At 65.3% G+C, this 25,716-nt stretch carries 30 protein-coding genes; 17 read left to right on the forward strand and 13 right to left on the reverse strand.

The features are described 5' to 3' along the window. Positions 1-235: 235 nt before the first annotated feature. Positions 236-1,975, reverse strand: a complete 1,740-nt coding sequence (nifA, locus tag QX126_RS00005) for a nif-specific transcriptional activator NifA (protein ID WP_315740942.1) — start codon at positions 1,973-1,975, stop codon at positions 236-238. Positions 1,976-2,400: 425 nt separating this feature from the next. Then, a complete protein-coding gene (locus QX126_RS00010) occupies positions 2,401-3,249 on the reverse strand; it encodes an SDR family oxidoreductase (RefSeq protein WP_315779358.1) in 849 nt (282 codons plus the stop codon). Between the two features lie 396 nt (positions 3,250-3,645). Between QX126_RS00010 and QX126_RS00015 the strand changes: the two genes are divergently transcribed. Further along, positions 3,646-4,500, forward strand: a complete 855-nt coding sequence (locus tag QX126_RS00015) for a xanthine dehydrogenase (protein WP_315778553.1) — start codon at positions 3,646-3,648, stop codon at positions 4,498-4,500. Positions 4,501-4,565: 65 nt separating this feature from the next. After that, positions 4,566-4,808, forward strand: coding sequence for a bacterioferritin-associated ferredoxin (locus QX126_RS00020; protein ID WP_315778555.1), 243 nt, complete (start codon positions 4,566-4,568; stop codon positions 4,806-4,808). An 81-nt stretch (positions 4,809-4,889) separates the two neighbouring features. Here the strand turns inward: QX126_RS00020 and QX126_RS00025 are convergent, their stop codons facing one another. The 4 genes from QX126_RS00025 to QX126_RS00040 all read right to left on the reverse strand — a co-directional run bounded on the left by QX126_RS00025 (position 4,890) and on the right by QX126_RS00040 (position 7,894). Next, entirely contained in the window at positions 4,890-5,750 is an 861-nt protein-coding gene (locus QX126_RS00025) for an SDR family oxidoreductase (RefSeq protein ID WP_315778557.1), read from the reverse strand. 188 nt (positions 5,751-5,938) lie between these two features. Beyond that, positions 5,939-6,094 (reverse strand): hypothetical protein, encoded by a 156-nt coding sequence (locus tag QX126_RS00030; RefSeq protein WP_315740937.1) that lies wholly within the window; start codon positions 6,092-6,094, stop codon positions 5,939-5,941. 59 nt (positions 6,095-6,153) lie between these two features. Continuing rightward, positions 6,154-6,342 (reverse strand): DUF2934 domain-containing protein, encoded by a 189-nt coding sequence (locus tag QX126_RS00035; RefSeq protein ID WP_315778559.1) that lies wholly within the window; start codon positions 6,340-6,342, stop codon positions 6,154-6,156. 205 nt (positions 6,343-6,547) lie between these two features. Further along, positions 6,548-7,894 (reverse strand): ATP-binding protein, encoded by a 1,347-nt coding sequence (locus QX126_RS00040; protein WP_315778561.1) that lies wholly within the window; start codon positions 7,892-7,894, stop codon positions 6,548-6,550. A 154-nt stretch (positions 7,895-8,048) separates the two neighbouring features. Here QX126_RS00040 and QX126_RS00045 point away from each other — a divergent pair, with 154 nt between their 5' ends. Both QX126_RS00045 and fghA read left to right on the forward strand, forming a co-directional pair. Continuing rightward, positions 8,049-8,669 carry a response regulator transcription factor gene (locus QX126_RS00045; protein WP_315713180.1) on the forward strand — a complete coding sequence of 207 codons (621 nt, stop codon included), beginning with the start codon at positions 8,049-8,051 and terminating at the stop codon, positions 8,667-8,669. An 85-nt stretch (positions 8,670-8,754) separates the two neighbouring features. After that, positions 8,755-9,600 carry an S-formylglutathione hydrolase gene (gene fghA, locus QX126_RS00050; protein WP_315778562.1) on the forward strand — a complete coding sequence of 282 codons (846 nt, stop codon included), beginning with the start codon at positions 8,755-8,757 and terminating at the stop codon, positions 9,598-9,600. A 648-nt stretch (positions 9,601-10,248) separates the two neighbouring features. Here fghA and QX126_RS00055 read toward each other — a convergent pair. After that, positions 10,249-10,728 (reverse strand): DUF3280 domain-containing protein, encoded by a 480-nt coding sequence (locus QX126_RS00055; RefSeq protein ID WP_315779360.1) that lies wholly within the window; start codon positions 10,726-10,728, stop codon positions 10,249-10,251. A 142-nt stretch (positions 10,729-10,870) separates the two neighbouring features. Here QX126_RS00055 and QX126_RS00060 point away from each other — a divergent pair, with 142 nt between their 5' ends. From QX126_RS00060 to QX126_RS00080, 5 genes are all read left to right on the forward strand, one after another. Beyond that, complete coding sequence (locus QX126_RS00060) at positions 10,871-12,079, forward strand: ABC transporter substrate-binding protein (RefSeq protein WP_315778564.1); 1,209 nt, start codon at positions 10,871-10,873, stop codon at positions 12,077-12,079. A 158-nt stretch (positions 12,080-12,237) separates the two neighbouring features. Next, positions 12,238-13,170 (forward strand): YVTN family beta-propeller repeat protein, encoded by a 933-nt coding sequence (locus QX126_RS00065; RefSeq protein ID WP_315779361.1) that lies wholly within the window; start codon positions 12,238-12,240, stop codon positions 13,168-13,170. Beyond that, positions 13,167-13,982, forward strand: a complete 816-nt coding sequence (locus tag QX126_RS00070; protein WP_315778566.1) for an ABC transporter ATP-binding protein — start codon at positions 13,167-13,169, stop codon at positions 13,980-13,982. The genes QX126_RS00065 and QX126_RS00070 overlap by 4 nt, the downstream gene beginning before the upstream one ends. Further along, positions 13,979-14,833: an ABC transporter permease gene (locus QX126_RS00075; protein ID WP_315741281.1), complete on the forward strand. Its 855-nt coding sequence runs from the start codon at positions 13,979-13,981 to the stop codon at positions 14,831-14,833. Before QX126_RS00070 ends, QX126_RS00075 begins: the two co-directional genes overlap by 4 nt. Beyond that, entirely contained in the window at positions 14,830-15,441 is a 612-nt protein-coding gene (locus QX126_RS00080) for a hypothetical protein (protein WP_315778567.1), read from the forward strand. The genes QX126_RS00075 and QX126_RS00080 overlap by 4 nt, the downstream gene beginning before the upstream one ends. 32 nt (positions 15,442-15,473) lie before the next feature. On the opposite strand, the gene QX126_RS00085 is transcribed toward QX126_RS00080, so the two are convergent. Together QX126_RS00085 and QX126_RS00090 are read right to left on the reverse strand one after the other, a co-directional pair. Further along, the gene (locus QX126_RS00085) at positions 15,474-16,034 is read right to left on the reverse strand and encodes a PQQ-dependent catabolism-associated CXXCW motif protein (protein WP_315778569.1); all 561 of its coding nucleotides are present in this window, start codon (positions 16,032-16,034) and stop codon (positions 15,474-15,476) included. Then, positions 16,031-16,912: a substrate-binding domain-containing protein gene (locus tag QX126_RS00090; RefSeq protein ID WP_315778571.1), complete on the reverse strand. Its 882-nt coding sequence runs from the start codon at positions 16,910-16,912 to the stop codon at positions 16,031-16,033. The genes QX126_RS00085 and QX126_RS00090 overlap by 4 nt, the downstream gene beginning before the upstream one ends. A gap of 161 nt (positions 16,913-17,073) precedes the next feature. Here QX126_RS00090 and QX126_RS00095 point away from each other — a divergent pair, with 161 nt between their 5' ends. Together QX126_RS00095 and QX126_RS00100 are read left to right on the forward strand one after the other, a co-directional pair. Further along, entirely contained in the window at positions 17,074-18,000 is a 927-nt protein-coding gene (locus QX126_RS00095) for a quinoprotein relay system zinc metallohydrolase 2 (RefSeq protein ID WP_315778573.1), read from the forward strand. Positions 18,001-18,056: 56 nt separating this feature from the next. Continuing rightward, positions 18,057-18,878 carry a quinoprotein dehydrogenase-associated SoxYZ-like carrier gene (locus tag QX126_RS00100; protein WP_315741276.1) on the forward strand — a complete coding sequence of 274 codons (822 nt, stop codon included), beginning with the start codon at positions 18,057-18,059 and terminating at the stop codon, positions 18,876-18,878. 20 nt (positions 18,879-18,898) lie between these two features. Here the strand turns inward: QX126_RS00100 and QX126_RS00105 are convergent, their stop codons facing one another. Beyond that, positions 18,899-19,258 carry a hypothetical protein gene (locus QX126_RS00105; protein WP_315771594.1) on the reverse strand — a complete coding sequence of 120 codons (360 nt, stop codon included), beginning with the start codon at positions 19,256-19,258 and terminating at the stop codon, positions 18,899-18,901. 86 nt (positions 19,259-19,344) lie between these two features. On the opposite strand from QX126_RS00105, the gene QX126_RS00110 reads away from it, so the two are divergent. From QX126_RS00110 to QX126_RS00125, 4 genes are read left to right on the forward strand one after another with little or no spacing between them, the layout of a single operon-like run. After that, positions 19,345-20,325: an ABC transporter substrate-binding protein gene (locus QX126_RS00110; RefSeq protein WP_315778575.1), complete on the forward strand. Its 981-nt coding sequence runs from the start codon at positions 19,345-19,347 to the stop codon at positions 20,323-20,325. Beyond that, on the forward strand, positions 20,325-21,062 hold the full coding sequence (locus tag QX126_RS00115) for an ABC transporter permease (RefSeq protein WP_315713201.1): 738 nt from the start codon (positions 20,325-20,327) through the stop codon (positions 21,060-21,062). Before QX126_RS00110 ends, QX126_RS00115 begins: the two co-directional genes overlap by 1 nt. Beyond that, a complete protein-coding gene (locus tag QX126_RS00120) occupies positions 21,052-21,762 on the forward strand; it encodes an ABC transporter ATP-binding protein (protein ID WP_315778577.1) in 711 nt (236 codons plus the stop codon). The genes QX126_RS00115 and QX126_RS00120 overlap by 11 nt, the downstream gene beginning before the upstream one ends. A gap of 40 nt (positions 21,763-21,802) precedes the next feature. After that, entirely contained in the window at positions 21,803-22,150 is a 348-nt protein-coding gene (locus QX126_RS00125; RefSeq protein ID WP_315756261.1) for a hypothetical protein, read from the forward strand. Positions 22,151-22,180: 30 nt separating this feature from the next. Here QX126_RS00125 and QX126_RS00130 read toward each other — a convergent pair whose 3' ends face one another. Further along, positions 22,181-22,393 (reverse strand): hypothetical protein, encoded by a 213-nt coding sequence (locus QX126_RS00130; RefSeq protein ID WP_315741270.1) that lies wholly within the window; start codon positions 22,391-22,393, stop codon positions 22,181-22,183. 215 nt (positions 22,394-22,608) lie between these two features. On the opposite strand from QX126_RS00130, the gene QX126_RS00135 reads away from it, so the two are divergent. Next, positions 22,609-22,917 (forward strand): EthD family reductase, encoded by a 309-nt coding sequence (locus QX126_RS00135; protein WP_315741269.1) that lies wholly within the window; start codon positions 22,609-22,611, stop codon positions 22,915-22,917. Between the two features lie 168 nt (positions 22,918-23,085). Here the strand turns inward: QX126_RS00135 and pqqA are convergent, their stop codons facing one another. Both pqqA and QX126_RS00145 read right to left on the reverse strand, forming a co-directional pair. Beyond that, the gene (pqqA, locus tag QX126_RS00140) at positions 23,086-23,166 is read right to left on the reverse strand and encodes a pyrroloquinoline quinone precursor peptide PqqA (RefSeq protein ID WP_009031067.1); all 81 of its coding nucleotides are present in this window, start codon (positions 23,164-23,166) and stop codon (positions 23,086-23,088) included. Positions 23,167-23,383: 217 nt separating this feature from the next. Then, complete coding sequence (locus QX126_RS00145) at positions 23,384-23,656, reverse strand: hypothetical protein (RefSeq protein WP_315778579.1); 273 nt, start codon at positions 23,654-23,656, stop codon at positions 23,384-23,386. A gap of 382 nt (positions 23,657-24,038) precedes the next feature. Between QX126_RS00145 and QX126_RS00150 the strand changes: the two genes are divergently transcribed. Beyond that, positions 24,039-25,703 (forward strand): methanol/ethanol family PQQ-dependent dehydrogenase, encoded by a 1,665-nt coding sequence (locus QX126_RS00150; protein WP_315741267.1) that lies wholly within the window; start codon positions 24,039-24,041, stop codon positions 25,701-25,703. Positions 25,704-25,716 lie beyond the last annotated feature (13 nt).

Here is a 25,716-nt window from a genome sequence, read left to right on the forward strand (position 1 = left end):
TCGAATCGGACGAAGCTTGCCTGTCAGGAATCAACCCGGTCTGAATTGTCAGGACTCAGCCCGGTTCATACCCCCGGAGACCCCCACCCCCGACCCCTCCCCGCAAGGGGGAGGGGAGCCGACCGTCGCCGGGGCGCGATCTCGAGTTTCACGACTATCGTTACGCGGGCGACAGCATGCACGTGAAATAAAAAAGGGCGCGCCATCTGCGCGCCCCTCATGAGACCCAACCCGCTCAGAACCGCTTGACCTCGATGTTGTGCTTCTTCAGCGCGTAGCCGATCTGGCGCGGCGTCAGGCCGAGCAGGCGTGCGGCCTTGGCCTGGACCCAGCCGGACCGCTCCATCGCCTGCACGATGCGGTCGCGCTCCGGCACCGCGCCGCCCTCCGTACTCTCGGAATACTCGCCATCATCGGCATCGATGGCCGGCAACTCGACGGGAGCCTCGATCGGCGCCGACGTCCGCGGCAGGATCGGCAGCGGCACCATGGGCTGGCCGCGCGGCGGCGGCGGGGTTACCGTGTTGCCCTTCCACAGGATCGCCGACATGCACTCGTTGCGGCTGCAGGCGAAGTCGTCCATGCTGATCGCCGAGCCCGTTGCCATGGTCGCGGTCCGTTGCACGCAGTTCTCCAGCTCGCGCACATTGCCGGGGAAGCCGCAATGCATCAGCACCTCGATCGCGCTGACGTCGAACGTCAGGTCGCGCTCGTTCTCGCAATTGAAGCGGCGCAGGAACTCGCGCGCCAGCTGCGGAATGTCGCTGCGACGCTCGCGCAACGGCGGCAATTTGATCGGCACCACGCTGATCCGGTAGTAGAGGTCGGCGCGGAACTCGTTGCGCGACACCGCCTCCTCGAGGTTGCGGTTGGTGGCGGTGACGATGCGGACATCGACCTTGATGGTCTGATTGCCGCCGACGCGCTCGAACTCCTGCTCCTGCAACACGCGCAGGAGCTTGGCCTGGAACGCCGGCGAGATCTCGCCGATCTCGTCGAGGAACAAGGTGCCCTTGTCGGCCAGTTCGAAGCGGCCCTTGCGCGCGTTGATCGCGCCGGTGAAGGCGCCCTTCTCATGGCCGAACAGCTCCGACTCGAGCACCGTCTCTGGCAATGCGGCGCAGTTGATCTTGATGAACGGCCGCTTGGCGCGATTGGACAGTTCATGGATCGCCTTCGCCACAAGCTCCTTGCCAGTGCCCGATTCTCCGCGCAGCAGCACCGGCGCATTCGACTTGGCGACGACGTTGATCTTCTCCAACAATGCGCGCAGCGCCGGGCTGTCGCCGACGATGCCGTCGACCAGCACCTTCTTGCGATCCTTCGGCGCCGGCTTCAGCTCCGACAGCTCCTTCTGCAGCCGGTGGCTTTCCGCCATCAGCCGCTCGCGGTCACGCGCGACGACCCGATGAAGCTTGATGGTCTGGCCGATCAGGTTGGCGACCATGGTCAGGAAGCGAACGTCGGAATCGAGCCGGAACACGGCGCGGCCGTCCCAGACACGGTCGATCGTCAGCGTGCCGACGACGCGCTGGTCGATGCGGATGGGAACGCCAAGGAAGGACACGCGGGTGTCGGCACCGACGCCGAGCGTCACCGCGTCGACGGCGCTGAAGGCCGGATGATCGGCGACGTTCTCCGCGATCAGCGGCACGGCGGTGGCGACGATCTGGTCGATCGCCTTCTGCGGCAGCCGTTCGCGATAGCGCTGATCGCTGCCTTCGCTCCACCCGGCCCCCACCGCAAGATCGGGAATGCCGTCATCGGCGAGCAGCGACACCACGCCGTGGCGCATCTGCATGAAGGACTGCAGCAGGTTGACGACATTGGCGAGGGTGATCTCCAACCGCGTCGGCGCCGCCAGGATCTTCGAGATTTCGAAAATGCCCGTCAGGGCGATCTCGCTGAGCGGGATCGGAGCGGCGTTGGACCTGACGTCCTGAGCTTCGACCTGACGTGTTTCCGTTTGGACCATGGCCGCTTCTCTGATCGTCACGAACGCCTCGGTGAAGCCGCCCGTGATTGTAGATGTTCTAACATCCTCCCCCAACTGCAGATGATTGTCGTGCCTAACTTTGCTGCATTGCCGCAGAAGTAGTGTGCAACGGACAGAACAGAAAAGCTGCAGGCTTTCATGATGTTAACAAATGAGTTTGCACCCGTCACGATGCGTGCATTGCACGTCCGCGCGGGCGGCAAAAACGGTGCGCCTGCCGATTTCGCGTTGTCTTCTCGACACCTAATATCCGCGCATTCGTCTGCCTGTTTGCGATCGGATCGCAACGGACAACACTGAACACCAACTTTCCACCGTCGGCCCGCCGCTCGTCGCCTTCGGCTGCAAGCCATGGGTATGACGTGTTCACATCCGCGTGTCGGCCGCGCGCGGCTGTGATCAACCTAGAGGTGCTGCCCCCCGTTGATCTGGATCTCCTCGCCGGTCACGTAGCTCGCCGCATCCGAGCACAGGAAGAACAGCACCTTGGCGACCTCCTCCGGAGCGCCGATCCGGCGCATCGGGATCAGCGGCGAGAACCGCGCCTCGGTCTCCGGGGACACCATCTCGGTCTTGATCTCGCCGGGCGCGATGGCGTTGACGCGGATGCCATGCGGCGCGAAGTCGTGCGCCATCTCGCGGGTCAGGCAGGCGAGCGCCGCCTTCGAGGTCGCATAGGCGGTGCCCGCAAACGGATGGACGCGGGTGCCGACGATCGACGTCACGTTGACGACCGCGCCCTGCCCGCGCTTCAGCTCCTCGAACAGCCCGCGCGCGAGCAGGATCGGTCCGAGAAAGTTGACGTGAAAGACGGTCATCCAGGTCTCGACCGAAGTCGACAGAGAATCCAGCCGGCCGCCGTCGCCGGCCTTCGGAGAGATCGCGGCATTGTTGATCAAGGCATGCAGCGGCGCGCCGTCGAGCCGCTGCTTGATGTCGGCAATCGCGCGCGGGATCGCCTTGCGATCGCTGAGATCGACCTGGACGTGGTTGTCGGGACCGGCGTCCCACGGACAGCGAGCACCGTCGAACGGCTGGCGCGAGCAGGTGATGATGCGCCAGCCGGCGTCGGAGAACAGCTTTGCGGTCGCATGACCGATGCCGCGCGAGCCGCCGGTCAGCACGAGCGTTTTCTGCTCAGTGCGCGCGGGCCGCTCGGCGGCCGCCATGTCTCGATGGAACGGGCACGCCGCGATGGTCTCGGCCGCCGCCATGGCGGGCTCGCGGACGTCCTGGTCGAGATCGAGACTCACCTCATCCGTCCTGATCCTGCGCCGCAACGCCACCAGGACGCCGGCTGCCAAGCTTCGGCTGCTGCCTTTGCCTCAGACGTGGTCTGGGCGCAGGCTCCGCGACGATCGGAAATATCAGCGGTATTGCCATGCGCCGGTTGTGCAGATTCCGGGCCAGCGAAAACGGCGGGCAAAGCAGCCCTTTTCTGTCGGGTTCGCGACAGATTGGCGCGTTCTGGACACATCCAGCGTCGGCTTTGTGCTGCGTCCTTTGCAAGACCTTCAAAGAGCGATCGTTTTCAAAACGATGGCTGATGGTCCAACTCTTGCTCGACGGATTTGATCATTCGAACTGGAAGACGGCTTGCCAGCCGCACGACGACAGCCACGAGACGCCAACGCCGTATGAACCGGGACATGGGGACGAATGCAGTGCGCTTCGCCGTGGTCCTCGGGACCAACGACGTCGCGTCCGCGATCGGCGTGCATCTGCATCGTGCGGGCTTCTGCGTGGTGCTGTCGCATGATCCCAATCCGCCGGTCATGCGCCGCAAGATGGCGTTTCACGACGCGCTGTTCGGTGACACCGTCCGCATCGAGAACGTGACCGGCGAGCGCATCGAGAGCACGATGGAGGTGTTCAAGGCGCTCGGCGATCCCCGGCACGTCCTGGTCACCCCGCTCGGGTTGCTCGATCTCCTGCCGGTCCGTACCATCGACGTCCTGATCGACGCGCGGATGCAGCGGCGCGAGGTGACCCCGAATTTGCGCGGCATGACGCGGCTCTCGATCGGCATCGGTCCGGGCTTCTCACCATCAGCCAATTGCGATATCGCGATCGAGACCCGGCCGGACCGGCTCGGCCAGATCGTGCGCGAGGGCTGGACGCTGGCAACGGATGATGTCGGCGCGCTCGTCGGCGTCGAGCGCCTGGTGCGTTCGCCGCATGAGGGCCGATGGCATACCCCGATCGAGATCGGCACGCGCATCTACAAGGGCTTCGTGATCGGCCATCTCTCCGGCGCACCGGTCACGGCCCCTTATGACGGCATCCTGCGCGGCATCGTCCGCGACGGCAGCGACGTGTCGGCCGGCATCGCGCTCGCCGAGATCGATCCACGCGGCCGCCATGCGCAGTGGACCGGGATCGATGCGCAGGGACAGGCGCTCGCCCAGGCGACGCTGGCCGCAATACGGCTGCACGCCGCAAACTGCATCAGGACGAGCGCGAGCGTGCCCGCCGATCAGATCGTTTCGAACGATTCTGATTAGCCCGTATCCGGCGCGCCGGCCTTGGCATCCCGGTTGCTTATCGTTTGCAGGAGCGAGCAACAGCCATGATCATCTGTTCCTGCAACGTCATCAGCGACACGGCCATTCGCAACATCGTCACGGCGGCCGACATCACCTTCGGCTCGCCGGCGCAAGTGTATGATTGTCTCGGCTGCACGGTCCAATGCGGCCTCTGCTCACGCTCGGTGAAGCGGATTCTCGACGAGCGGCAGGGTGATAGGGCCGCTGCGGCGGTGTGGCCGGTGCAGGCCGAGCCTGCGCCGTGCGCGATGATGCCCGCCGCGTAGCACCGCACGGCTTATGACGTGCCGACGTCACGCACTTGTCGGATGTCGGACAAATGCGACAGCAGACGATGTGCACCGGTCTCAGATGAACGGCTTGCCGCCGGTGACGGCAACCGTCGTCCCCGACGTGTAGCTCGACAGGGGATCAGCGAGCATCACATAGGCGGTCGCCAACTCGGCCGGCTGACCGGCACGCTTCATCGGCACCTGCTGGCCAAAGCTCTTCACCTTCTCCTCCGGCATGGCCGAAGGGATCAGCGGCGTCCAGATCGGACCGGGGGCCACGGCGTTGACCCGGATGCCCTTCTCGGCCAGCAACTGCGCAAGTCCGCCGGTGAAGTTCTGAATGGCGCCTTTGGTGACAGCATAGGCCAGCAGACCGGGGTTGGGCATGTCGGCATTGATCGACGCGGTGTTGACGATCGCGCTGCCCGGCTTCATGTGCGGCACCGCCGCCTTGGCCAGGTAGAACATCGCATGGATGTTGGTGCGGAAGGTCAGCTCCCACTCCTCATCGGAGATGTCGCCGATGTCGCTGAAGGATGCCTGATGCGCGGCGTTGTTGACGAGAATGTCGAGGCCGCCCAGTTCGTCGACGGCGCGCTGGATGATGGCGCGGCAATGCCTGGCGTCCTGGATGTCGCCGGGCATCAGAATGACCTTCCGTCCCTCCTTTTCGATCAGCGTCTTCACCTCGCCGGCGTCATCATGCTCGCTGAGATAGGCAATGACCAGATCGGCGCCTTCGCGCGCATACGCGATCGCCACCGCCCGGCCGATGCCGCTGTTGCCGCCGGTAATGACGGCCTTCATGCCCGCGAGCTTGCCTGATCCCTTGTAGCTGGTCTCGCCATGGTCGGGCCGCGGCTCCATCCGGGCTGTGGTGCCCGGCATCGGTTGCGACTGCGGCGGAAACGGCGGCTTCGGATAGTGATCGGACATCGCGGCTCTCCTGACGAATGCTGCAACGTCAATCGCAGAACGGCATCAGCGTTCCTGCTGCCGAGCTCGGAGGCCTCAGCTCGGTCCGCGCGGGGTGCCGGGCAAACCGGATTCGTCTGGCGAACTATCGACGGGAGAACCATCGGCACGCGCGACGCAGCGCGTGCCAATGGGTCTTGCTTTAGTCGTTAGTGGGTCTTGGTCTCAGCCCACTTCTCCAGATCCTTCTTGGAATCGGAGCGCTGCTCCTTCTCCGGGTTTCCTGTCCATGGCTTGTCGGTCTGCTTGATCGATCCTTCATCGGTCCGCTGACGCGGATCGTCCTTCGGTGTTTCCTTGCTCATCAGTTCGTCCTTTGATCGTTTGAGGATCGCTAGCCGGACCCCCGCGCTACGTACGGCGTTCAACCCGGCAGCATCGGCGGCGGCGGCGCCGTCGCTTCGTCGTGCAACTGCTCGATCTCGCGGATCTCGTGCTCGGCCTGGTGCCAGAACTCATCCTCCCGGCCCTGCGGCTGCCCGGCCTGCTCCCACAGCGCGTGAGCGCGCTTGCGGATGCGGTCCTCGAGGCCCAGTTCGTCGATTTGTCCCATGGCTCGTCCCTGATTGCAGCAAGCTCTGTTCTCCTCGGACGCGAGGAAGGCGAAGACGTGCATCCGGCGCACGTCCTGCTTGGGCAATGGAGAACGTGGGGCGATGTTCCACGGCAAGGCCGTGCTGACGATGATGCGCCGCAGGCGACGACAGTTCCGGTGTGGCACTGTCAACGGTGAGGACGGGCCGTCGTCTCGTTCCGGCCTAAGCCGCGTCGGCCGGCACCATGGCCTCGATCGTGACGCCCGTGCCGGTGGAGGCCACCGTCAGCGTGCCGCCGAGCGCCAGCAGCCGCTCGCGCATGCCGGTGAGGCCGAAGCCGAGCTTGTGCTCCGGGCTGAATCCGCGGCCGTCGTCGCGGACGCGCACCCGCGTGTAGCTGCGGCGGTGGCCGGCCGTCGTCTGCTGCAGCGGCTCGATGGTGACGTCGACCGCGGTGGCCTCGGCGTGGCGGAACACGTTGGTCAGCGCTTCCTGCACCACCCGGTAGATCGTCAGCTCCGCCGTCTCATTGCTGCGGACGACCATGTCGGTGAACCTGGTCTCGATCACGACCTCCGGCCTTGACTCCTGCCACAGCCGCACCAATGCGCCGAGCGCCTCGCGCAAGCCCAGCTCGGCGAGACCCACGGGTCGCAGCCGCTCGAGGATGCGGCGGTTGAACTGCTGCACGGCGTTGACCTGGTCGAGGATCGCCTGGCCGTGCCGGCGCATCGCCGCGACGTCGAGCGTCGCAGCCTCCGGCAGCCGCATCAGCGCACTGGCATGGGCGCGCAGCGCGAACAGATGCGGCCCGAACTCGTCATGCAGCTCGCGCGCGATCTCCTTGCGCTCGTGGTCCTGCAACGACACCGTGCGCTCGGCCAGACGGCGCTTCTCCTCCACCGCCTCGCCGAGCGCGCCAGCGAGATGGTTGAGCTTGGCGCAGAGCGCCGCGAGCTCGGGCGCGCCGCCCGGCCTGACGCGGGTATCATAGGCGCCGGCCTCGATCCGGCTCATCGCTTCCGATAGATCCGCCAGCGGCGCCAGCGCGCGGCCGACCACGAGCATGGTGATCGCGAACAACGCCAGCCCGACCAGCGAGCCGACGACGAGCTGTGTGACGATGCCGTCCCAGATCTCCGCGATCTCGTCGTCGGGATGCGACGTGATCACCAGCGTGTCGCTCCGGCCGGCGACGATGACCGGCATGCTGACCGAGGTCTTGTCGGGATGCACCAGTGCGATGAACCACGCCGGCGCCGCGCGGCCGACGCCCGGAGAGGGCGGAGTCTGCGCCGGCATTCCCTGCCGTCTCACGCTGACGTGACGAAGCTGTCGGAGATCGCCGACGATCCGATCGAGGCGCGCGTCCGGATCGGGCGCGTCATTGACCTCGTCCATGATGGTCTCGACGAAGGCCCGTGTCAGGCGGATGACGCTCTGGTCCTCGGCCAGCACGCGCGGCGCCGCCTCCAGCACGAGACGGCCGATGTTGATGGCGAGGCCCAGCGTCAGCAGCAGCGCCAGCAGCACGTTGATGCGGGTCCGCAACGACCAATTCTGCCACATTCTCTCCGCCTCAAAGCCACCGGGTTTCACGCGTCCTCACATTGACAGACAAATCCGCCGGCGATCTAATTGCAACATGATGCCAGACCGCGCAGCATGCATCCATGATGCATCGCAACAATGACGCGAGTTGGAAGTCCGGGACCCCAAGGCCATGCGCGTACTGATCGTCGATGACCATCCCATTGTGGCATCGGGCTGCCGGGCCCTGCTCTCGACCGATCCGGACCTCGAACTGCTCGAGGCCGCCGATGCCGAGAGCGGCGAAGCCAGCTTCATCGCGCGCCGGCCGGACGTCTGCGTCGTCGACATCAACCTGCCGACCGTCTCCGGCTTCGAGCTGGCGCGGCGCATCCTCGCCCACGATGCCAACGCCCGGCTGATCATGTTCAGCATGAACGACGATCCGGTGTTCGCGGCGCGCGCCATCGACATCGGCGCCAAGGGCTACGTCTCCAAGAGCGGCGACCCGAACGATCTCGCCGAGGCGATCCGCGAGGTCGCGCGCGGCGGCAGCTATCTGCCGCCGGCGATCGCCCGCAGCATCGCCTTCGCGGGCGCCGCGGTCGCGCAGAGCCCGCTGGCGAAACTGACCTCGCGCGAGCTCGAGATCCTTCGCCTGCTCAGCGCCGGCAAGAGCCTGTCGGAGATTGCCTGGCTGATCCACTCGTCCTACAAGACCGTCGCCAACACCTCCTCGATCATCCGCCAGAAGCTCGGCGTGCGAACATCCGGCGAGTTGGTGCGTTTGGCGATCGAGAACGGCGTCGCTTGACTCGCCCCGATTGAACGACGCAGCTTGACACGCGTTGGCGGCACGCGCGCCAGCGGCCCGACATCATTGCCGAACAGGTGATTCCATGACCCTCACGACCGTCTCCCAGAACAAGTCCCATGGCGGCGTCCAGGGCGTCTACCGCCACGCCAGCCAGGAGACCAAGACCGAGATGACGTTCTCGGTGTTCGTGCCGCCGCACGCCGACGGCGCGAAGCTGCCGGTCGTCTGGTATCTCTCCGGCCTGACCTGCACCCACGCCAACGTCACCGAGAAGGGCGAGTTTCGTGCCGCCTGCGCCGAGCTCGGCCTGGTTTTCGTGGCGCCCGACACTTCGCCGCGCGGCGACGGCGTGCCCGGCGATCCCAACAATGCCTATGATTTCGGCCTCGGCGCCGGCTTCTATGTCGACGCGACGCAGGAGCCGTTCGCGAAGAACTACCGGATGTGGAGCTACGTCACCGAGGAGCTGCCGAGCGTGGTCGCGGCGAACTTCCCGGTCGACCCGCGCCGGCAGTCGGTGATGGGCCACTCGATGGGCGGCCATGGCGCGCTCACCGTGGCGCTGCGCAACCCGGACCGCTACCGCGCGGCCAGCGCGTTCTCGCCGATCGTCGCGCCCTCGCAGGTGCCGTGGGGCGAGAAGGCCCTGGGCGGCTATCTCGGCGCCGACAAGGCGGCGTGGCGCAAGCACGATGCGGTGGCGCTGATCGAGGATGGCGCGCGCGTCTCCGACCTGCTGGTCGATGTCGGCACCGCCGATCAGTTCCTGACGCAGCAGCTGCGCCCCGAGCTGCTCAAGGCGGCGTGCGAGAAAGCGAACATCCCGCTCTTGCTGCGCAAGCAGGAAGGCTACGACCACAGCTACTACTTCATCTCGACCTACATGGCCGATCACCTGCGCTGGCACGCGGCGCGGCTCGGCCGCTGATATCAGCCGCGGACGTGATTTGCCCGACGGGTGCGATGACGCGCCCGTCGAGGCGATTTTGTCTCCCCGGCGCCCGGATTACACGTGCGCGACGAGGGGGATTTCGCTCGGCGCCACAAGGCGATCCCAGTGTCCAGCCCGGCGGCGACAAAAATTTCACTTTCGTTTTTACGGAAATCGTGATTGTTTAGCCCCATCCCGCCTCGTCGAGAGGGCGTATCGCGGTCGTCACGAACGTGGAGGTGGGATGCGGTGGACGCCGGCGGCGCGCAGCATGCTCAGGGCATCACATGCCCCGTGAGAGCGTGCGGACGAACGCGTCACGGCGTACGGCCAAGTCGCGTGGTCCTGGCATCCCGATGCCGATGCCTCCGCGGCGGCGTGCTCACAGCGCGTCGTCGCGCACGGTGACCAGAAAGCCCGGCGCACCGGGGAGAACGCGAAGCAACCGTTAAGACCATCCGCGCAGGGAGGGCCGGGATGTCCCAGCCGAACCTGTGGTACCTGCCGCCTGCATTTCTTTCTGCAGGCGGGCCATGGGGGCGGCAGGCTCCCGGCCTTCCCTGCGCCTCTTGTTTTCCAAGGGGCGACCGACACGCAAAGCTCGGGCGTCATCCGCCGCGAGAATGCACCGTCATATCTCGTCGGCTACTGCGCCTGCGGCGCGCCGTAGTTCGGCGCCAGCAGGCGGTTGCGGACGAGCCAAGCCATGGTGCGCGTCCAGGATTCGTCGGTGTTGCCGCGCATATCCGCAGTCATCGCCGCGACCGGCTTGCCGGTGTGAACGTCGCGCAGATAGATGTTCATGTTGAGGATGAGATTGGAGACCTTCTGCACCGTCCCGGTGATGGCGAGATCGGCGCCGATGTCGCCCGCGAGCTTGACGTCGCAGCCGCCGCAAGCCTGCAGATTGCTGTGGTGCGCCGCATCGTTAACGGGAGCGATGTCGAGCACGCGAAAACGTCCGGAGTCATGTAGCGCCGCGCGCAGTTGCTCGGCCGCATGCGCCAGCCTGTTCTGCTCGTCCTGGCGCGGGCCCTGCACCTCGCCCTGCAGGCTGGTGTCGATCAGCTCGAAGTCGAACACCGCCACGTTGGTCGGCTCGGCATGCACTGATGTCGCAGACATCAGGATCAGGAACGCGGGGAGAACGGCAGGTTTCAAGGTCGTGATCCGAAATGACGCGACAGCGGCCAAAAGTGGGGTTGAAAGCTAGGCCAATTCGTTCATCTTGCAAGACGAAACCTCGCCGGACAAGGACGAGGGAACAATGGGAGGACATGTGGTCCTGGGAGTTCTGGCCCGATCTCTGATGGGCGCGATCGGCCTCATCGCCGCCGCAACTGCCGCCAGCGCGGCGGATCCGGTCGACATCGCGATCGGCTATCTCGGCCGCGCCAGCGTGCCGCAGACCTTGTCGCCGCTCGACCAGCCTGCGGCCGATGATGGCGTGGCCGGCGCGAAGCTCGCGATCGAGGACAACAACACCACCGGCAAGTTCCTCAACCAGCGCTTCACTTTGATCGACCGCCGCGTCAAGGATGACGAGGACGCCGCGCAGGCCGCCAATGAGCTCGCCGGCAAGACGGGATTCGTCCTCGTGGACCTGCCGGCAGATGCGCTGCTGAAGGTCGCAGATGCGTTGCGGGGCCGCGGCGTCACCCTGCTCAATGTCGGCGCCACCGACGACCGCCTGCGTGAGCAGGACTGCCGCGCCAACGTCATCCATGTCGCACCGACGCGCTCGATGCTGGCCGACGGCCTGGCGCAATATCTGGTCTGGAAGCAGTGGAAGCGCTGGCTGCTCGTCACCGGCTCGCACGACAACGACAGACTGTTCGCTGACGCGCTGCGCCGCGCCGCCACCCGCTTCGGCGCCAAGATCGTGGAGGAGCGCACCTTCGAGGACACCGGCGGCGCACGGCGCACCGACTCTGGCGTCACCTTGATCCAGCGCCAGATGCCGGTGTTCACGCAGAAGGCGCCCGCCTATGACGTGCTGGTCGCGGCCGACGAGAGCGAGGTGTTCGCCTCCTATTTGCCCTATCGCACCTGGGATGCGAGGCCCGTCGCCGGCTCCGCTGGCCTGCGTCCGACCAGTTGGGATCCTTCACAGGACCAATGGGGCGCCACCCAGCTGCAGAACCGCTTCATGAAGCTCGCGTCGCGCCGCATGGACGCCTTGGACATGCAGGCCTGGATGGCCGTGCGCATGGTCGGCGAGGTCGCCTCGCGCACCAACTCCGGCGACGCCAAGACGATGACCGACTACCTCAAGAGCCAGAACTTCACGATCGCCGCCTTCAAGGGCACCCGCCTCTCGCTGCGCGACTGGAACCTGCAGCTCCGCCAGCCGATCCTCTTAGCCGACGGCCGCATGATCGTCTCGGTCTCCCCGCAGGAGGGCTTCCTGCACCAGGTCTCCGAACTCGACACCCTCGGTATCGACCGCCCCGAAACCAAGTGCAAGCTGCAATGATGTCGGATCGAACCATGCTGATGAGAATGCCTAGTCCGACATGCCGGGCCGACATGCGTGCTGGTGTGGAGCCTTCCGCACACGCGCGTCCCGAAGGGCGATCGCAGCTTTGCAAGCGCTTCGGCACAGCAGTCAGCTTGCTCATCGCCGCACTCGTCATGGCCCATGCAGCCCCCGCCTTCGCCTACGTCGCCTTCGTCTCCAACGAAAAAGGCAACACCGTCTCCGTCATGGACACCGACACCTGGACGGTCACCAAGACCATCAAGGTCGGCCAGCGGCCGCGCGGCATCGCGTTCACGCGCGACGGCAAGTTCGTGATGGTCGCGGTCGGCGATGACGACACCATTCAGGTGATCGATGCCAAGAAGATGGAGGTGGTGGATACCCTGCCCTCCGGCCCCGATCCCGAGCTGTTCGCGCAGGACGCCGCCGGCAAGACGCTCTATGTCGCCAACGAGAACGACAACACCGTCACGGTGCTCGACCTCGAGAAGCGCGTCCGCATCGGCGACGTCCAGGTCGGCGTCGAGCCGGAGGGCATGATGCTCAGCCCGGACGGCAAGATCCTGATCTGCACCTCTGAAACCACCAACATGGCGCATTTCATCGACACGGCGACCCGCAAGATCGTCGCCAACGTGCTGGTCGATGCGCGGCCGCGCTATGCCGAGTTCAAGAGCGACGGCTCGGAGCTGTGGGTGTCCGCCGAAATCGGCGGCACCGTCTCGATCATCGATCCGGCCAAGCGTGAGGTCACCGGCAAGATCAAGTTCGCCGTCCCCGGCCTGCGCAGCGAGGCGATCCAGCCGGTCGGCATCGGGCTCACCAAGGACGGCAAGACCGGCTTCGTCGCGCTCGGCCCGGCCAACCGTATCGCCGTCGTCGACGGCGCCACCCACGAGGTGAAGAAGTATCTCCTGGTCGGCCAGCGCGTCTGGCACATGGAGTTCACGCCGGACGAGAAATATCTGCTCGTCACCAACGGCGTCTCCAACGACGTCTCGGTGATCGACGTCGCCGCGCAGAAGGTGATCAAGACCATCCAGGTCGGCGAGCTGCCCTGGGGCATCACGATTGCACAGCCATGACGACGCAAAACGCCCCCGCTCTCGACTCGACAGGCTCTGCATCGCAGACGGCGCCCGAGCAGGTCCCGGCGCTGTCGATCGCCGGCGTCAGCCATTCCTACGGTGCACGCAAGGCGCTGAACGACGTCAGCTTCGCCGTCCAGCCTGCGAGCTTCACCGCCCTGCTCGGCCTCAACGGCGCCGGCAAGAGCACGCTGTTCTCGCTCATCACGCGGCTGTTCGCGGTGCAGACCGGCCAGATCGGCATTTTCGGCCATGACATCGGCCGGACGCCGGGCGAGGCGCTGCGGCTGCTCGGCGTCGTGTTCCAGCCGCGCACGCTCGATCTCGATCTGTCGCTGACCCAGAACCTGCTTTACCACGCCGCGCTGCACGGCATCTCGCGCCGCGAGGCCCGCGCGCGCAGCGAGGAGCTGCTGGCGCGCATCGGCCTCGCCGACCGCGCCGGCAGCAAGGTGCGCGACCTCTCCGGCGGCCAGATGCGCCGGCTGGAGATTGCTCGCGCCCTGCTGCACCGGCCGCGCCTCTTGCTGCTCGACGAGGCCACCGTCGGCCTCGACGTCAAGGCCCGCGCCGACATCGTCGGTCACGTCCGTCAGCTCGTCGCCGAGCAAGGCATCGGCGTGCTCTGGGCGACGCATCTGTTCGATGAGATCGCCGCGACCGACGATCTCGTCGTGCTGCATCAAGGCCGCGTGCTGGCGCGCGGGCCCGTGCCGCAGGTCATTGCCGAGGCCGGTGCGACCGACGTCAACGCGGCGTTCGCGCGGCTGACGACCCAGGCCAGTCCGGCGCGGAGCTCCGAGCCATGACCGTCACCACCGTGCACGCCCCCCCACCCACACGCAGCGGCTTCTCGGCCGGCGAATACATCACTTGCCTCACCGGCATCGTCTGGCGCGAGGGCCTGCGCTTCCTGCATCAGCGCGAGCGCTTCGTCTCGGCGCTGGTGCGGCCGCTGGTCTGGCTGTTCATCTTCGCCGCCGGCTTCCGCCAGGTGCTGGGCATCTCGATCATTCCGCCGTACGAGACCTACATCCTTTATGAGGTCTATATCGCACCCGGCCTGATGGCGATGATCCAGTTGTTCAACGGCATGCAGTCGTCGCTGTCGATGGTCTATGACCGCGAGATGGGCAACATGCGCACCTTGCTGGTGAGCCCGCTGCCGCGCGGCTATCTCCTGTTCTGCAAGCTGCTCGCCGGCACCGCCGTCTCGGTGCTGCAGGTCTATGCGTTTCTCGCCATCGCCTGGTTCTGGGACATCACCCCGCCGCCGATGGGCTATCTGACGGTGCTGCCGGCGCTGATCCTGTCCGGCCTGATGCTCGGCGCGCTGGGCATGCTGATTTCCTCCGGCATCAAGCAGCTCGAGAATTTCGCCGGCGTCATGAACTTCGTAATCTTCCCGATGTTCTTCGCCTCATCGGCGCTCTACCCGCTCTGGCGGGTCGAGGAAGGCAGTCCCTGGCTGGCTTATCTCTGCGAAGCCAACCCCTTCACCCACGCGGTCGAGCTCATCCGCTTTGCGCTGTACGGCAAGCTGAACTGGGTTTCGCTCGCGGTGGTCGGCGGCTGCACCGCCGTATTCATGATCGGCGCGATCCTGGCCTATGATCCGTCGCGGGGTTTTGTCAGGCGTGGTCCCGGAGGCGAGGCATGAGGTCGAGAACGATACTGGCGGCCGTCGCCATCGCTGCGTCGGCCAGTGCTGCGCAAGCCGCCGATCCGCGCTATCCGGATTGGCCCTGCCCGCAGGCCAAGGTGCCGGAAATCTCCATCGCGGCGGTGTGGTCCGGCCCGCCGATCGACGATATCGGCGCGAGCTGGAAGGACGATGCGAAGGTGGCCGAGCTCGTCGCCAAGCTTGCCGCGCGCCGTATCCCGCTGGAGCAGGCGCAGAAGGACGTGGCCGATTTCCTGACCGGAACGTCCGAGGAGAAGACACGCAAGGGCAAGCTGCTGTTCGTCGGGCTGTTCGACACGCTGAACGCGCAGCGGACATCGGTCATGAACGGCCTCGAGCGCGTCATGCGCAAGCAGCGCGAGGCCGTCGACAAAGTGCGCGGCGACACGATCAAGCTGCAGGAGATGCAGAGCAGCGCCGCGCCGGATCAGGCCAAGGTCGAGGAAATGACCAACCAGTTGAACTGGGAGACGCGCATCTTCGAGGATCGGCGTCGCGTGATGAAGTTCGTCTGCGAGGTGCCGACCGCAATCGACCAGCGCCTGTTCGCGCTGGCCCGGGAGATCCAGCAGGACATGGAGTAGGCGTTTTGATGCGCTCTCGCCGCCCTCCCCGCTCACTCCTCAGGCCGCGGCTCAGGCTGCGTCTGCTGCAGCGGCAGGTCGGAGCGGCTCCAGCCGTCGGTCCCGTCGGGATACCAGGCGACGTTGCGATAGCCATAGGTCAGCGCGCGCCTGGCGGCATTCCACGACATCCAGCAGTCTTCGAGGCAGTAGAACACGAGCAGACGACCGAGGTCGCCGCCCGACGCGTGCGCCAGCCCGCGCTTCAGATAGTCCTCAGTCTGGGGCGCCAGCACACCATAGCCGGTATCGGGCAGCCACATGCTGCCGGGAATGTCCAGGCGCGGCTGCTCGCGCCACACCGTCCCTGCCGGCAGATTCTTCGGCTTGGGCGGGCGCGGCAGAACATCGACGAAGGCGGCCGATTTTGCGCGCCAGATCGCCTCGGTCTCCCGCGTCGACAGCACGCGCGCACCGGCCAGGGTCGTCGGCACCGGCGCGCGGTAGTTCTCGGTCCGGTAGCTGTCCGGCTCCGGCACGAGATCATCGGCTCGCACCGCCGCGGCGATCAGCAGCACGCCTGCCAACGCCGCCGCGGCGAGCCGAACGATCATGGCGATGTCTTCGCCGCAGCCTCGGCGGTGATCAGATGATTGCTCTCGTCCAGCAGCGGCACCCCGAAGTCCAGCAGGATCTTGTTGATCTCACCCTGGTTCTCCTGGATCAGCCTGTTGAGCTGACGGCGCCAGTTCTGGTCCGCGCCACGGACGCCCATGGCGATGCGATAGATCAGCTTCGGCCCGCTGGTCTCTTTCACCAGCGGCGTCACGTGCAGCTGCGGGCTCGCCTGCTTGGCGTAGTACCCGGCCATCGGGCCCCACAGCACGCCGGCATCGATATCGCCGGACTTCAGATCGTTGATCATCGCCTCCGCCGACGAATCGACGCGGGTGTCGATCATCAGCGGGTAGGGCTTTGCGGTCGGCATCAGCCCGGCCAGCGCCATGTTGGTCGCCGGCGGCGTGCCCGCCACGATGCCGATATGCTTGCCCTTGAGCTTGGCGTCCTCCAGCGTCGTCACGTCGGCGAGATCGGAGCCCGGCTTGGTCACGATCGCGTAGGCCGTCCGGTAGTAGGGACTGGTGCTCTGCACCAGGTCGTCCCCTTGGGGAAAGCCCATGATCACGTCGCAGCGGTGCGAGCCCAGCGTCATGCGCACGAATCCGGTGGCCTGCGGGAAGAACGTGTAGTCCACCTTCTTCTGCAGCTTGGCGGCAAAGAACTCGGCCAGCTTGTTCTCGAAGCCGTCGCCCTTCTCGTTCGAGAACGGCAGGTTGCGCGGATCGGCGCAGACCCTGAGCACCTTGGGATCGACCAGCTCGATCGACAGGTCCAGGCCATCATTGCTCTGCGCGAAAGCGGCGGCCGGTCCGAGCAGAGTGAGCCCCGCGGCAACGGCCAGCGAGCAGGCAAGTTTGTGACGCTTCGTCATCCGTATTTCCATCCCTATCGAACGCATCGCGGTATTTTTGAAAATGCTAGGCCGCCGGCCGCTCCGGTGCAACAGCCGCCGTCATCGCGAAGAGTTGACCCATTGCTGCACCGCAACGTCCATCGTCTGACGCACACCTCTCACGCGAGCAAGGCAAGCCGATGGTGAAACGACTGATCATCGCGATCACCGCCTGGGGGGCGCTGGCGCTCGGCAGCGCCGCTCTTGCCATGCCGCCGGAACTCGAGGTCAGCGAGATCGCGCCCGGCGTGTTCGTTCACATCGGCCAGACCGCGCTGATGAACGCGGCGAACGAGGGCGCCATCGCCAATGTCGGTTTCATCGTCGGCAACGACGCGGTCGCCGTGATCGACACCGGCGGCAGCGTCCGCGAAGGCCGCGCGCTGCTGGCTGCGATCCGCGCCCGTACCGCCAAGCCCGTGCGCTACGTCATCAACACCCACGCCCATCCGGATCACGCATTCGGCAACGCGGCATTCGAGGGCGACGGCACGCGCTTCGTCGGCGCCAAGAACCTGCCGCGCGCGCTTGCATTGCGCGGACCGCACTACATCGAGGCGTTCCGGCGCCTGATGGGCGCCGAGCTGATCGACGAGGTCCGTCTCGTCGCCCCGTCGATCCTCGTGGACGACGAGATGATGCTCGACCTCGGCGGCCGTACCCTCACGCTCAAGGCCTGGAGCACCGCGCATAGCGACTGCGACCTGTCCGTCTATGATGACCGGAGCCGGACCTTGTTCGCCGGCGATCTCGTATTCCTGCGTCACATCCCGGTGATGGATGGCAGCCTGCGTGGCTGGATTTCCGACATGACCGCGCTCGCGACCATCCCGGCCGAGCGCGTCGTCCCGGGCCATGGCCCTGTCAGCCCGTGGCCACTGGCGCTCAGCGACGAGCGTCGCTACCTCGACATATTGGCCCACGACGTTCGCGGGCTGATCAAGGCGGGCAAGCCGATCGCGGACGCCGCTGGGGCCGCCGGATCGGAGCGCGGCAAATGGGAGCTGTTCGACGACTACAATGCCCGCAACGCGACTGCGGCATTCTCGGAAATGGAATGGGAATGAGGGCGGCGACGCGCTATGATCGTTAATTCACCCGACTGCCCGAGGAGGATTGCGCCATGATCCGGCTCCACCTGCCGTCCACCCTGCTTCTCGGGGCATGCCTCGCGTTTGCCTTCGCACCTGCGAAGGCCGCTGATGGTTACGATCCCTGGCCGGGACTAGTCCAGGACATCTTCAACAACAAGGCGATGCAGGACGGCAGCAATGTGCTGTCGATCGAGATGCCGACGCGCGCCGAGGATGCCTCGGTGGTTCCGGTCACCCTGCGCAGCAAACTGTCGCCCGCCGACGAGCGCCGCATCAAGACCATCACGCTGGTGATCGACCAAAATCCCGCACCGATGGCGGCCAAGTTCACGCTCGGCGCGGACGCCAATGTGACCGCGATCTCGACGCGGGTCCGCGTCAACAACTACACGGATGTGCATGCGGTGGCCGAGTTGACGGATGGTCAGCTCTATGTGGTCAAGACCTTCGTCAAGGCTTCCGGAGGCTGCTCGGCCCCTGCGGCGAAGAATCCGGACGAGGCCAAGGCGCGCATCGGCCAGATGCGCTACCGGCAGTTCACGCAAAGCAGCGACGGCGCCACGAGCGGCATCCGCGAAGCGCAGGTCATGGTCGGGCATCCCAACAATTCCGGGCTCCAGATGGACCAGGTGACGCAGCTCTACATTCCGGCCTTCTTCATCGACCGGCTGACGCTGTCGCAGGACGGCAGCCTGGTGCTGTCGGTCGAAGGCGGCATCTCGATCTCGGAGGATCCCAATATCCGCTTCACCTACGTGTCGAACGGCGCCAAGCAATTCCGTGCGGAAGCGAAGGATACGCAGGGCCACGTGTTCGAGCACGACTGGCCGGCCGACGGCTCAGGAACTTGATGCGGCAGAGCGGCAGCGCTTCAGAAGCATCTCACTTCGGCTTCGGCCTGCGCCCGACGGAGATCGTTCAGCGCGGTGGCGGCCTGCTCGGACGTGCGGAACTGGGTGCCGAGAGTGCTGTGCACCTGGGACATGCTGAGGACGGTCTCGGCCGTGACGTAGCGCTCATAGGGAAGGATCGAGGCGATCACGTCGATCGAGCAGGAGCACTGCGCGATCGCCTCCCGGGTCTCGCCATTGGCCTTCATGCAGCCGAACACATATTCGGCCCGCGCAGAGGTCGGATAGTCGTTGAGATCCTCGGCGTGAGCCGACCCGCGCAGCGCGATCATGGCAATGAGGGTGGCGACAATCGGTCCTACCGGAACAGCACTACGCATCACAGTCCTCCGCGGCATCGCAGCCGAAGCTATGCTAAGAGAATGAGGCTGAAAAGAACACATCTCGAGGAAATGCAGACGGGCTCATGACGCAGATCGGTCGTTTGTTGATGGCGATTGTCGCCTGCGCCCTGCTGCCGGTCACGGCATGCTGCGCCGCCGAGACCGTCAAGGTTGCAGTGCAGAAGACCGGCACCTTCGCCTGGGAGCTGGCCGTGATCCGCGCCCGCCAGCTGGACAAACAGGCGGATATCGCGATCGATGCGGTCGAGCTTGCGAGCCCGGAGGCCGGCAAGATCGCGTTGCGTGCCGGCAATGCCGACATCATGGTATCGGACTGGCTGTGGGTGTCGCGCGAGCGTGCGCTCGGCGCCAAGCTGACCTTCTATCCCTATTCGAGCGCGCTCGGCGCCGTGATGGTGCCGGCGACCTCACCGATCAAGACACTTTCCGATCTGAAGGGACGCAAGCTCGCGGTGGCCGGCGGCCCGCTCGACAAGAGCTGGCTGCTGCTGCAGGCCACGCTCAAGCGCGACGGCGTCGATCTGAAATCGCAGGCAACCATCACCTATGGGGCACCGCCGCTGCTGGCCGCCAAGCTGGCCGACGGCGAGATGGATGCGGGCTTGAACTTCTGGAATTTCTGCGCGGCCCTGGAGGCCAAGGGCTTCCGCCGGCTTGCCGGGGTCGAGGACCTGCTGCCGCCATTCGGCGCCAAGGGCCGCACCGCGATGATCGGCTATGTCTTCGACGAGGACTGGGCCGCCAAGCATCGCGATCTCGTCGCACGCTTCCTAACCGTCACGGCCAAGGCCAAGGAGATCCTGGCGACTTCCGACGCCGACTGGCAAACGATCGCCCCGCTGACCGGCGCACAGGACGACGCCACCTTGCGCGCCTATCGCGACCGCTATCGCGAAGGTATTCCGCGCCGGCCGGTGGCCGAGGAAGAGGCCGACGCCCGCGTTCTCTACGGCGTTCTCGCCTCGATCGGCGGTCGCGATCTGGTCGGCCCCGCGACTGAGCTCAGTCCCGGCACCTACTACAGGGCGGATGCGAGGGATTAGTGCTGCGGCTGTTGTCCTTTGCGCTTCTGCTCGCCACCTGGTGGATTGCCGCGGCTGTCGCCGGCAGCGCCAAGCTGCCATTGCCATCGGCCGTGCTTGCGGTTGCGGTGGCGGAGGCGCGGTCCGGCGCGCTATTTCTACATCTCGGCGCAACGCTCGCCCGCGTCGCCCTCGCCTTCACTCTGTCGATGACACTCGGCTCGGCAATCGGCTTTTTGATGGGGCGCAGCCAGCTCGCCAACCGCCTCGGCGATCCCTGGCTGATCCTGCTGCTCAATCTGCCGGCGTTGGTGGTGATCGTGCTCGCCTATATCTGGGCCGGTCTCACTGAGGTCGCTGCGATCGCGGCGATCGCGATCAACAAGCTGCCGACCGCCGTCGTCACCCTGCGTGAAGGCGCCCGCGCGCTCGATCCATCGCTCGACGAGATGGCCAAGGTGTTTGCCTTTTCGCGCGGACGCATCCTCCGCCACGTCCTGCTGCCGCAGCTCGCACCTTATATTGCGGCTGCCGCGCGCTCCGGCCTTTCATTGGTCTGGAAGATCGTGCTGGTGGCCGAACTGCTCGGACGGCCCAACGGCATCGGCTTCGAGATCGGCGTCGCCTTCCAGCTGTTCGACATTCCGCTGCTGCTCGCCTACTCGCTCAGCTTTGCTGCCGTGGTGCTGGTGATCGAGGCCGTCATCGTCCAGCCGTTCGAGCAGCGCGCATCGAGGTGGCGGCTCCGTGCGGCTTGAGGTCGATATCAGGTCGAAGAGCTTCACCAGCGCCAATGGCAAGCGCCAGGAGGTGATTGCGGGCATTGCCTTTGCGCTGCAGCGGGGCGAGGTCGGCGTCGTCGTCGGCCCCTCCGGGTGCGGCAAGAGCACGATGCTGCGGATCCTCGCCGGTCTGGACAACGACTATCAGGGCCAGGTATCGCGGCCTGAGGGAGCCCGGCTGGCGATGGTGTTCCAGGAGCCGCGGCTGCTGCCGTGGCGATCGGTGGAGGACAACGTCCGGCTGGCAGCGCCCGGTGTCGCCGAGGACAGGCTGGCCGCGATCTTCGGCGTGCTCGAGCTCGAGGGACATCGCAGCCATTTTCCAGGCGAGTTGTCGCTCGGCCTCGCCCGCCGCGTCGCGCTGGCGCGCGCCTTTGCGGTCGAGCCGGATTTCCTCATCCTGGATGAGCCGCTGGCTTCGCTCGACGACGCGCTCGCCGCGCGGCTGCGCGAGGAGATTGCGACGCTGGTGGCCAACAGGCCGATGATCACGCTCCTGGTCACGCACAGCATGGACGACGCGGCGCGGCTCGGCGACCGGATCTTCCTGCTATCCTCGCGCCCCGCCCGTCTGCTGCATGCCGTCCCGATCGACCTGCCGCGCGCGCAGCGCAACAACGACACCGTTGCGGCGACCAAGGCCGATCTGGCGCGACTGGATTTTTCCGTGTCATAGTCATGGCAATCAAAGGACATCGGAAACCCAGGGAAATGCCATGAAACGCGGACTCGCCGTGACGGCAACCATTCTGTTCGCCATGCCGCTCGCAGCCGTCGCACAAAGCAAGGGCATCCGGCTCTGGAATCTGACCACCGCAACGATGACCGGCTTTCAGCTCTCTCCGGCCGGCCAGAACAACTGGGGTCCGAACCAGACGCTGAGCGACAAGGACAAGGAGCTCGATCACGACGAACGGCTGAAGCTCACCGGCATCGAGCCTGGGCGCTACGACGCCAAGGTGAGCTATGCCGGCGAGCGGCAGTGCGTCGTACGCGGCCTCGACATCAAGGCCGACGCCGTGATCTCGGTCGCGGACAAGGACCTCAAAGAGTGCACGAAGTAGGCAGCCAGCGTGCCGACGGCCAGGCCGGCCTCAGGCCTTGTCGTTGGTGTGCGGATATTCGCAGCGCCACCGCACTGCCGTCCATTTCGGGTGCTCGCCGATCCACTGCGCGATGTAGGGCGGCGCCTTCATCGCGCATTGCTGCAGAGAGGCGCCGCCATCTGCGAAAACGAGATGCTGCTCCTCGCAGGTGGCCGGAGACAGGACTGCGCAGACGGTGATGACGAGATCGATGGGGCTCATGGCTCGTTGTCCTTCGATAAGCCTGAAGCAACGTACCTGAAACTACGACATCCGGCTGCATCAGTTTCTCTTTGCGCAACAAATTATCCAGCGGAACCAAGGCTGGAACGACCATCCCCGGGCCAAGCCGGCCCTGACGCTTGATCCGAACCGGCAGATCGGCTGCAATGGACTCGGTCGATCGACCTCAAAAAGAGCGAATGCGGAGGAAGCAGATGCCCAAGGTTCTCGTACTCTACAAGACCCCCAAGAGCGCCGAGGCGTTCGACAAACACTACATGAACGTCCACGTGCCGCTGGCGAAGAAGATTCCCGGCCTGAAGAGCTACGATATCAGCCGCGGCCCCGTGAATGGGCCGACGGGCGCCACCAACATCCACCTCGTTGCCACCCTGGTATTCGATTCGATGCAGGCGCTGCAGGCGGGAATGGGCTCTGCCGAAGGCAAGGCGGCGGCGGGCGATCTGCCCAACTTCGCCGATGGCGGCGTCGATCTGTATATCTTCGACACGCAGGACGTTTGATCCTTGGACGGTCCTCAGGCCGTCACCAACGTTCGGCGGTGTGCCCGTCATACCCGATCGGCCGAGAGGCCGGTCGCCGGGACGATCTCGCGGGTCGTCTGCAGAATGGATCCGCCAAGCCAGTCCGAAGCAAATTTTGCTCTTCGTGGCTTGGCAGACCGCTACGCGCTACTTGCGCGCCGCACAGGCGTACATGTTGATTTCCATGCCAACCGGCACTTCGACGATCTTCGGTGTCTTCCAGGCCATTTCAAGCTCCCAAGTTCGACTATCATTGACTGACGCATTGCTCGCGCCGACGTCGAAGCTAGGACCGCATCAGGTGGAACGCAAGGCTCCGCAACCGTGGAGCATTTCCCAGCGGTTGGCGATCGATTGAACGAAACAAAAATCCAGCCGCCTGGCTGGACGCCGTTCCGCCTCAATCCTCGTAGGACGTGCCCCCTGAGCGGGACGGCAGCTTCGCTCACGCACCGCCCGGCTGCACATAGCAGAACACATATCGATTGCGGCTCAGGAAGATGATGCCGTGCCCCGTCGGATTTCCCTTGTCCCACTTCAGCTTGTGATCGGGGACCTCGATTTCGGTACCGACATCGATGTGCGGACGGCCACGCGGCTCATCGGGACGGTCATCGGTGATGATGACATAGGTCTTGCCGTCGCGGACATGGATCTCATCGGCAAAGTAGGCGTCGGCCTCACCGCAGCATGATGCCGTCGGGACATCGGGCTGCATCAACGCCTCGTACCATTGACGCAATGCAGGATCGACCGCTCCCCACTGACCGAGATCACGCGCACTCGCACTCACCCAAAGGCAACAAAGCATGCCGAGCCAAAGGATGGTTCGTCTCATCCGCCTACTCCTCTGTTGTCCCGGCATGATGCAGTGAAGCAATCTTCATGCCGCAACGCAGCATAGGAGCGGTGCCATCATGCCGAACTCGATCAGCGAGCAGCGACAACGGCTTGGCTGTTCCGTCCGAATCGAACGAGGAAGGCTTCCCGATGAGACGAGGGTCGTTGCCACCTTTTCGTATTGACGGTTCCTGATTTCGAGGGGAGTGTTGTTCCCGCAGCGTCAGAATAGGCGCGCATAAAAATCTCGGAGGAAATGAATGAAGCGGATCGCGCTGGCCGCAGGCCTCGCCATTTTTGCATCACATGGTGCAAGCGCGCAGAGCGCCGATCAGTTGGTCAAGGGTGCAACTGATACGGCAAACGTCCTCAACTACGGCATGGGCTACAATCTGCAGCGGTTCAGCCCGCTCACCCAGATCAACAAGGACAACGCCAAAAACCTGGTCCCGGTCTGGAACTACAGTTTCGCCGATGATCGCAGTGAAGAATCGCAGCCGCTGGTCTATCAGGGCGTGCTGTACGTCACGACCCACAATGCGACGATGGCCGTCGACGCCAAGACCGGCAAGCAGATCTGGAAGAGCAAGATCGACTATCCCGCCGAGACGCCGCGCGTGGTCTGCTGCGGCATCATCAATCGCGGCGCCGCACTGTACGACGGCAAGGTGTTCCGGACGACGCTCGATGCCAACGTGATTGCGCTCGATGCCAAAACCGGCAAGGAGCTGTGGCGCCAGAAAGCCGCCGATATCAAGGAAGGCTACTCGATGACCGTCGCGCCGCTGGTGGCCGACGGCGTCGTTTTGACGGGCATCTCCGGCGCCGAGTTCGGCACCCGCGGCTTCATCGATGGTTGGGATCCCGCGACGGGCAAGCATTTGTGGCGCACGCACACGGTCCCGAGCCCGGATGAACCCGGCGGCGACACCTGGAAGGGCGACACCTGGAAGCTGGGCGGCGGCTCGACCTGGATCACCGGCTCCTACGATCCCGAGCAGAACACCGTGTTCTGGGGCGTCGGTAATCCCGGACCGTTCAACGCGGCGGTGCGCCCGGGCGACAACCTCTACACCTGCTCGGTGCTCGCGCTCGATCCGAAGACCGGCAAGATGAAGTGGCACTTCCAGTTCTCGCCGAACAATCCGTTCGACTACGACGCGGTCGCGGAGATGGTGCTCGCCGACATGAACGTCGAGGGCAAGCCGACCAAGGTGCTGATGAACGCCAACCGCAATGGCTTCTTCTACGTGCTCGATCGCACCAATGGGAAGCTGCTCGCGGCCAACCCCTATGTGAAGGTGAACTGGGCCTCCAGCATCGACCTGAAGACCGGGAAGCCGGTCGAGACCGACGTGACGCGTGATGCGCGCGAGGGCAAGAAGGTCACGGTCTATCCGTCGATTCTCGGCGGCAAGAACTGGGAGCCGATGTCGTTCAATCCGCAAACGGGATTGGCCTATGCCAATACGCTCGTGTTCGGCGGTCACTACAAGACCGAGCCTGCGACCTACAAGGCCGGCGAGTGGTACCTCGGCATGGACCTGACGGATCTGTGGGATTGGCCGGAAGGGCCGCGCGGTCAGCTCAAGGCCATCGATCCGATGACCGGCAAGACCAAGTGGGAGCAGCCGAGCGACATCCCGCGCTTCTCCGGCGTGCTGTCCACGGCAGGCGGCGTGGTGTTCTCGGGCAAGCTGACCGGCGAGTTCGAAGCTTTCGACGCCGACAGCGGCAAGAAGCTGTGGCAGTTCCAGACCGGCTCCGGCATCGAGGGCCAGCCCGTCACCTGGCAGCAGGACGGCGTGCAGTATGTCGCTGTCACCTCCGGCTACGGCGGCGTCTACTCGCTGTTCTCCGGTGACGAGCGCCTCGCCAACGTTCCGGCAGGCGGCTCGTTGTGGGTCTTCGCGGTCAAGAATTGAGTGCGGATCGCCC

The sequence above is a fragment of the Bradyrhizobium sp. SZCCHNPS1003 genome (assembly GCF_032381555.1).
Lineage (GTDB): Bacteria > Pseudomonadota > Alphaproteobacteria > Rhizobiales > Xanthobacteraceae > Bradyrhizobium.

Coding starts and splice junctions, on each gene's coding strand:
- QX126_RS00020 (WP_315778555.1), top strand. CDS start 4,566: ATGATCATCTGTTCCTGCAACGTCATCAGCGACACGGCCATTCGCAAC.
- pqqA (WP_009031067.1), bottom strand. CDS start 23,166: ATGGCCTGGAAGACACCGAAGATCGTCGAAGTGCCGGTTGGCATGGAA.
- QX126_RS00065 (WP_315779361.1), top strand. CDS start 12,238: ATGGCCCATGCAGCCCCCGCCTTCGCCTACGTCGCCTTCGTCTCCAAC.
- QX126_RS00060 (WP_315778564.1), top strand. CDS start 10,871: ATGGGAGGACATGTGGTCCTGGGAGTTCTGGCCCGATCTCTGATGGGC.
- QX126_RS00040 (WP_315778561.1), bottom strand. CDS start 7,894: ATGTGGCAGAATTGGTCGTTGCGGACCCGCATCAACGTGCTGCTGGCG.
- QX126_RS00145 (WP_315778579.1), bottom strand. CDS start 23,656: ATGCAGCCCGATGTCCCGACGGCATCATGCTGCGGTGAGGCCGACGCC.
- QX126_RS00080 (WP_315778567.1), top strand. CDS start 14,830: ATGAGGTCGAGAACGATACTGGCGGCCGTCGCCATCGCTGCGTCGGCC.
- fghA (WP_315778562.1), top strand. CDS start 8,755: ATGACCCTCACGACCGTCTCCCAGAACAAGTCCCATGGCGGCGTCCAG.
- QX126_RS00150 (WP_315741267.1), top strand. CDS start 24,039: ATGAAGCGGATCGCGCTGGCCGCAGGCCTCGCCATTTTTGCATCACAT.
- QX126_RS00070 (WP_315778566.1), top strand. CDS start 13,167: ATGACGACGCAAAACGCCCCCGCTCTCGACTCGACAGGCTCTGCATCG.
- QX126_RS00015 (WP_315778553.1), top strand. CDS start 3,646: ATGGGGACGAATGCAGTGCGCTTCGCCGTGGTCCTCGGGACCAACGAC.
- QX126_RS00075 (WP_315741281.1), top strand. CDS start 13,979: ATGACCGTCACCACCGTGCACGCCCCCCCACCCACACGCAGCGGCTTC.
- QX126_RS00130 (WP_315741270.1), bottom strand. CDS start 22,393: ATGAGCCCCATCGATCTCGTCATCACCGTCTGCGCAGTCCTGTCTCCG.
- QX126_RS00055 (WP_315779360.1), bottom strand. CDS start 10,728: ATGTCTGCGACATCAGTGCATGCCGAGCCGACCAACGTGGCGGTGTTC.
- QX126_RS00090 (WP_315778571.1), bottom strand. CDS start 16,912: ATGACGAAGCGTCACAAACTTGCCTGCTCGCTGGCCGTTGCCGCGGGG.
- QX126_RS00030 (WP_315740937.1), bottom strand. CDS start 6,094: ATGAGCAAGGAAACACCGAAGGACGATCCGCGTCAGCGGACCGATGAA.
- QX126_RS00100 (WP_315741276.1), top strand. CDS start 18,057: ATGATCCGGCTCCACCTGCCGTCCACCCTGCTTCTCGGGGCATGCCTC.
- QX126_RS00045 (WP_315713180.1), top strand. CDS start 8,049: ATGCGCGTACTGATCGTCGATGACCATCCCATTGTGGCATCGGGCTGC.
- QX126_RS00125 (WP_315756261.1), top strand. CDS start 21,803: ATGAAACGCGGACTCGCCGTGACGGCAACCATTCTGTTCGCCATGCCG.
- QX126_RS00105 (WP_315771594.1), bottom strand. CDS start 19,258: ATGCGTAGTGCTGTTCCGGTAGGACCGATTGTCGCCACCCTCATTGCC.
- QX126_RS00025 (WP_315778557.1), bottom strand. CDS start 5,750: ATGTCCGATCACTATCCGAAGCCGCCGTTTCCGCCGCAGTCGCAACCG.
- QX126_RS00095 (WP_315778573.1), top strand. CDS start 17,074: ATGGTGAAACGACTGATCATCGCGATCACCGCCTGGGGGGCGCTGGCG.
- QX126_RS00135 (WP_315741269.1), top strand. CDS start 22,609: ATGCCCAAGGTTCTCGTACTCTACAAGACCCCCAAGAGCGCCGAGGCG.
- nifA (WP_315740942.1), bottom strand. CDS start 1,975: ATGGTCCAAACGGAAACACGTCAGGTCGAAGCTCAGGACGTCAGGTCC.
- QX126_RS00110 (WP_315778575.1), top strand. CDS start 19,345: ATGACGCAGATCGGTCGTTTGTTGATGGCGATTGTCGCCTGCGCCCTG.
- QX126_RS00085 (WP_315778569.1), bottom strand. CDS start 16,034: ATGATCGTTCGGCTCGCCGCGGCGGCGTTGGCAGGCGTGCTGCTGATC.
- QX126_RS00035 (WP_315778559.1), bottom strand. CDS start 6,342: ATGGGACAAATCGACGAACTGGGCCTCGAGGACCGCATCCGCAAGCGC.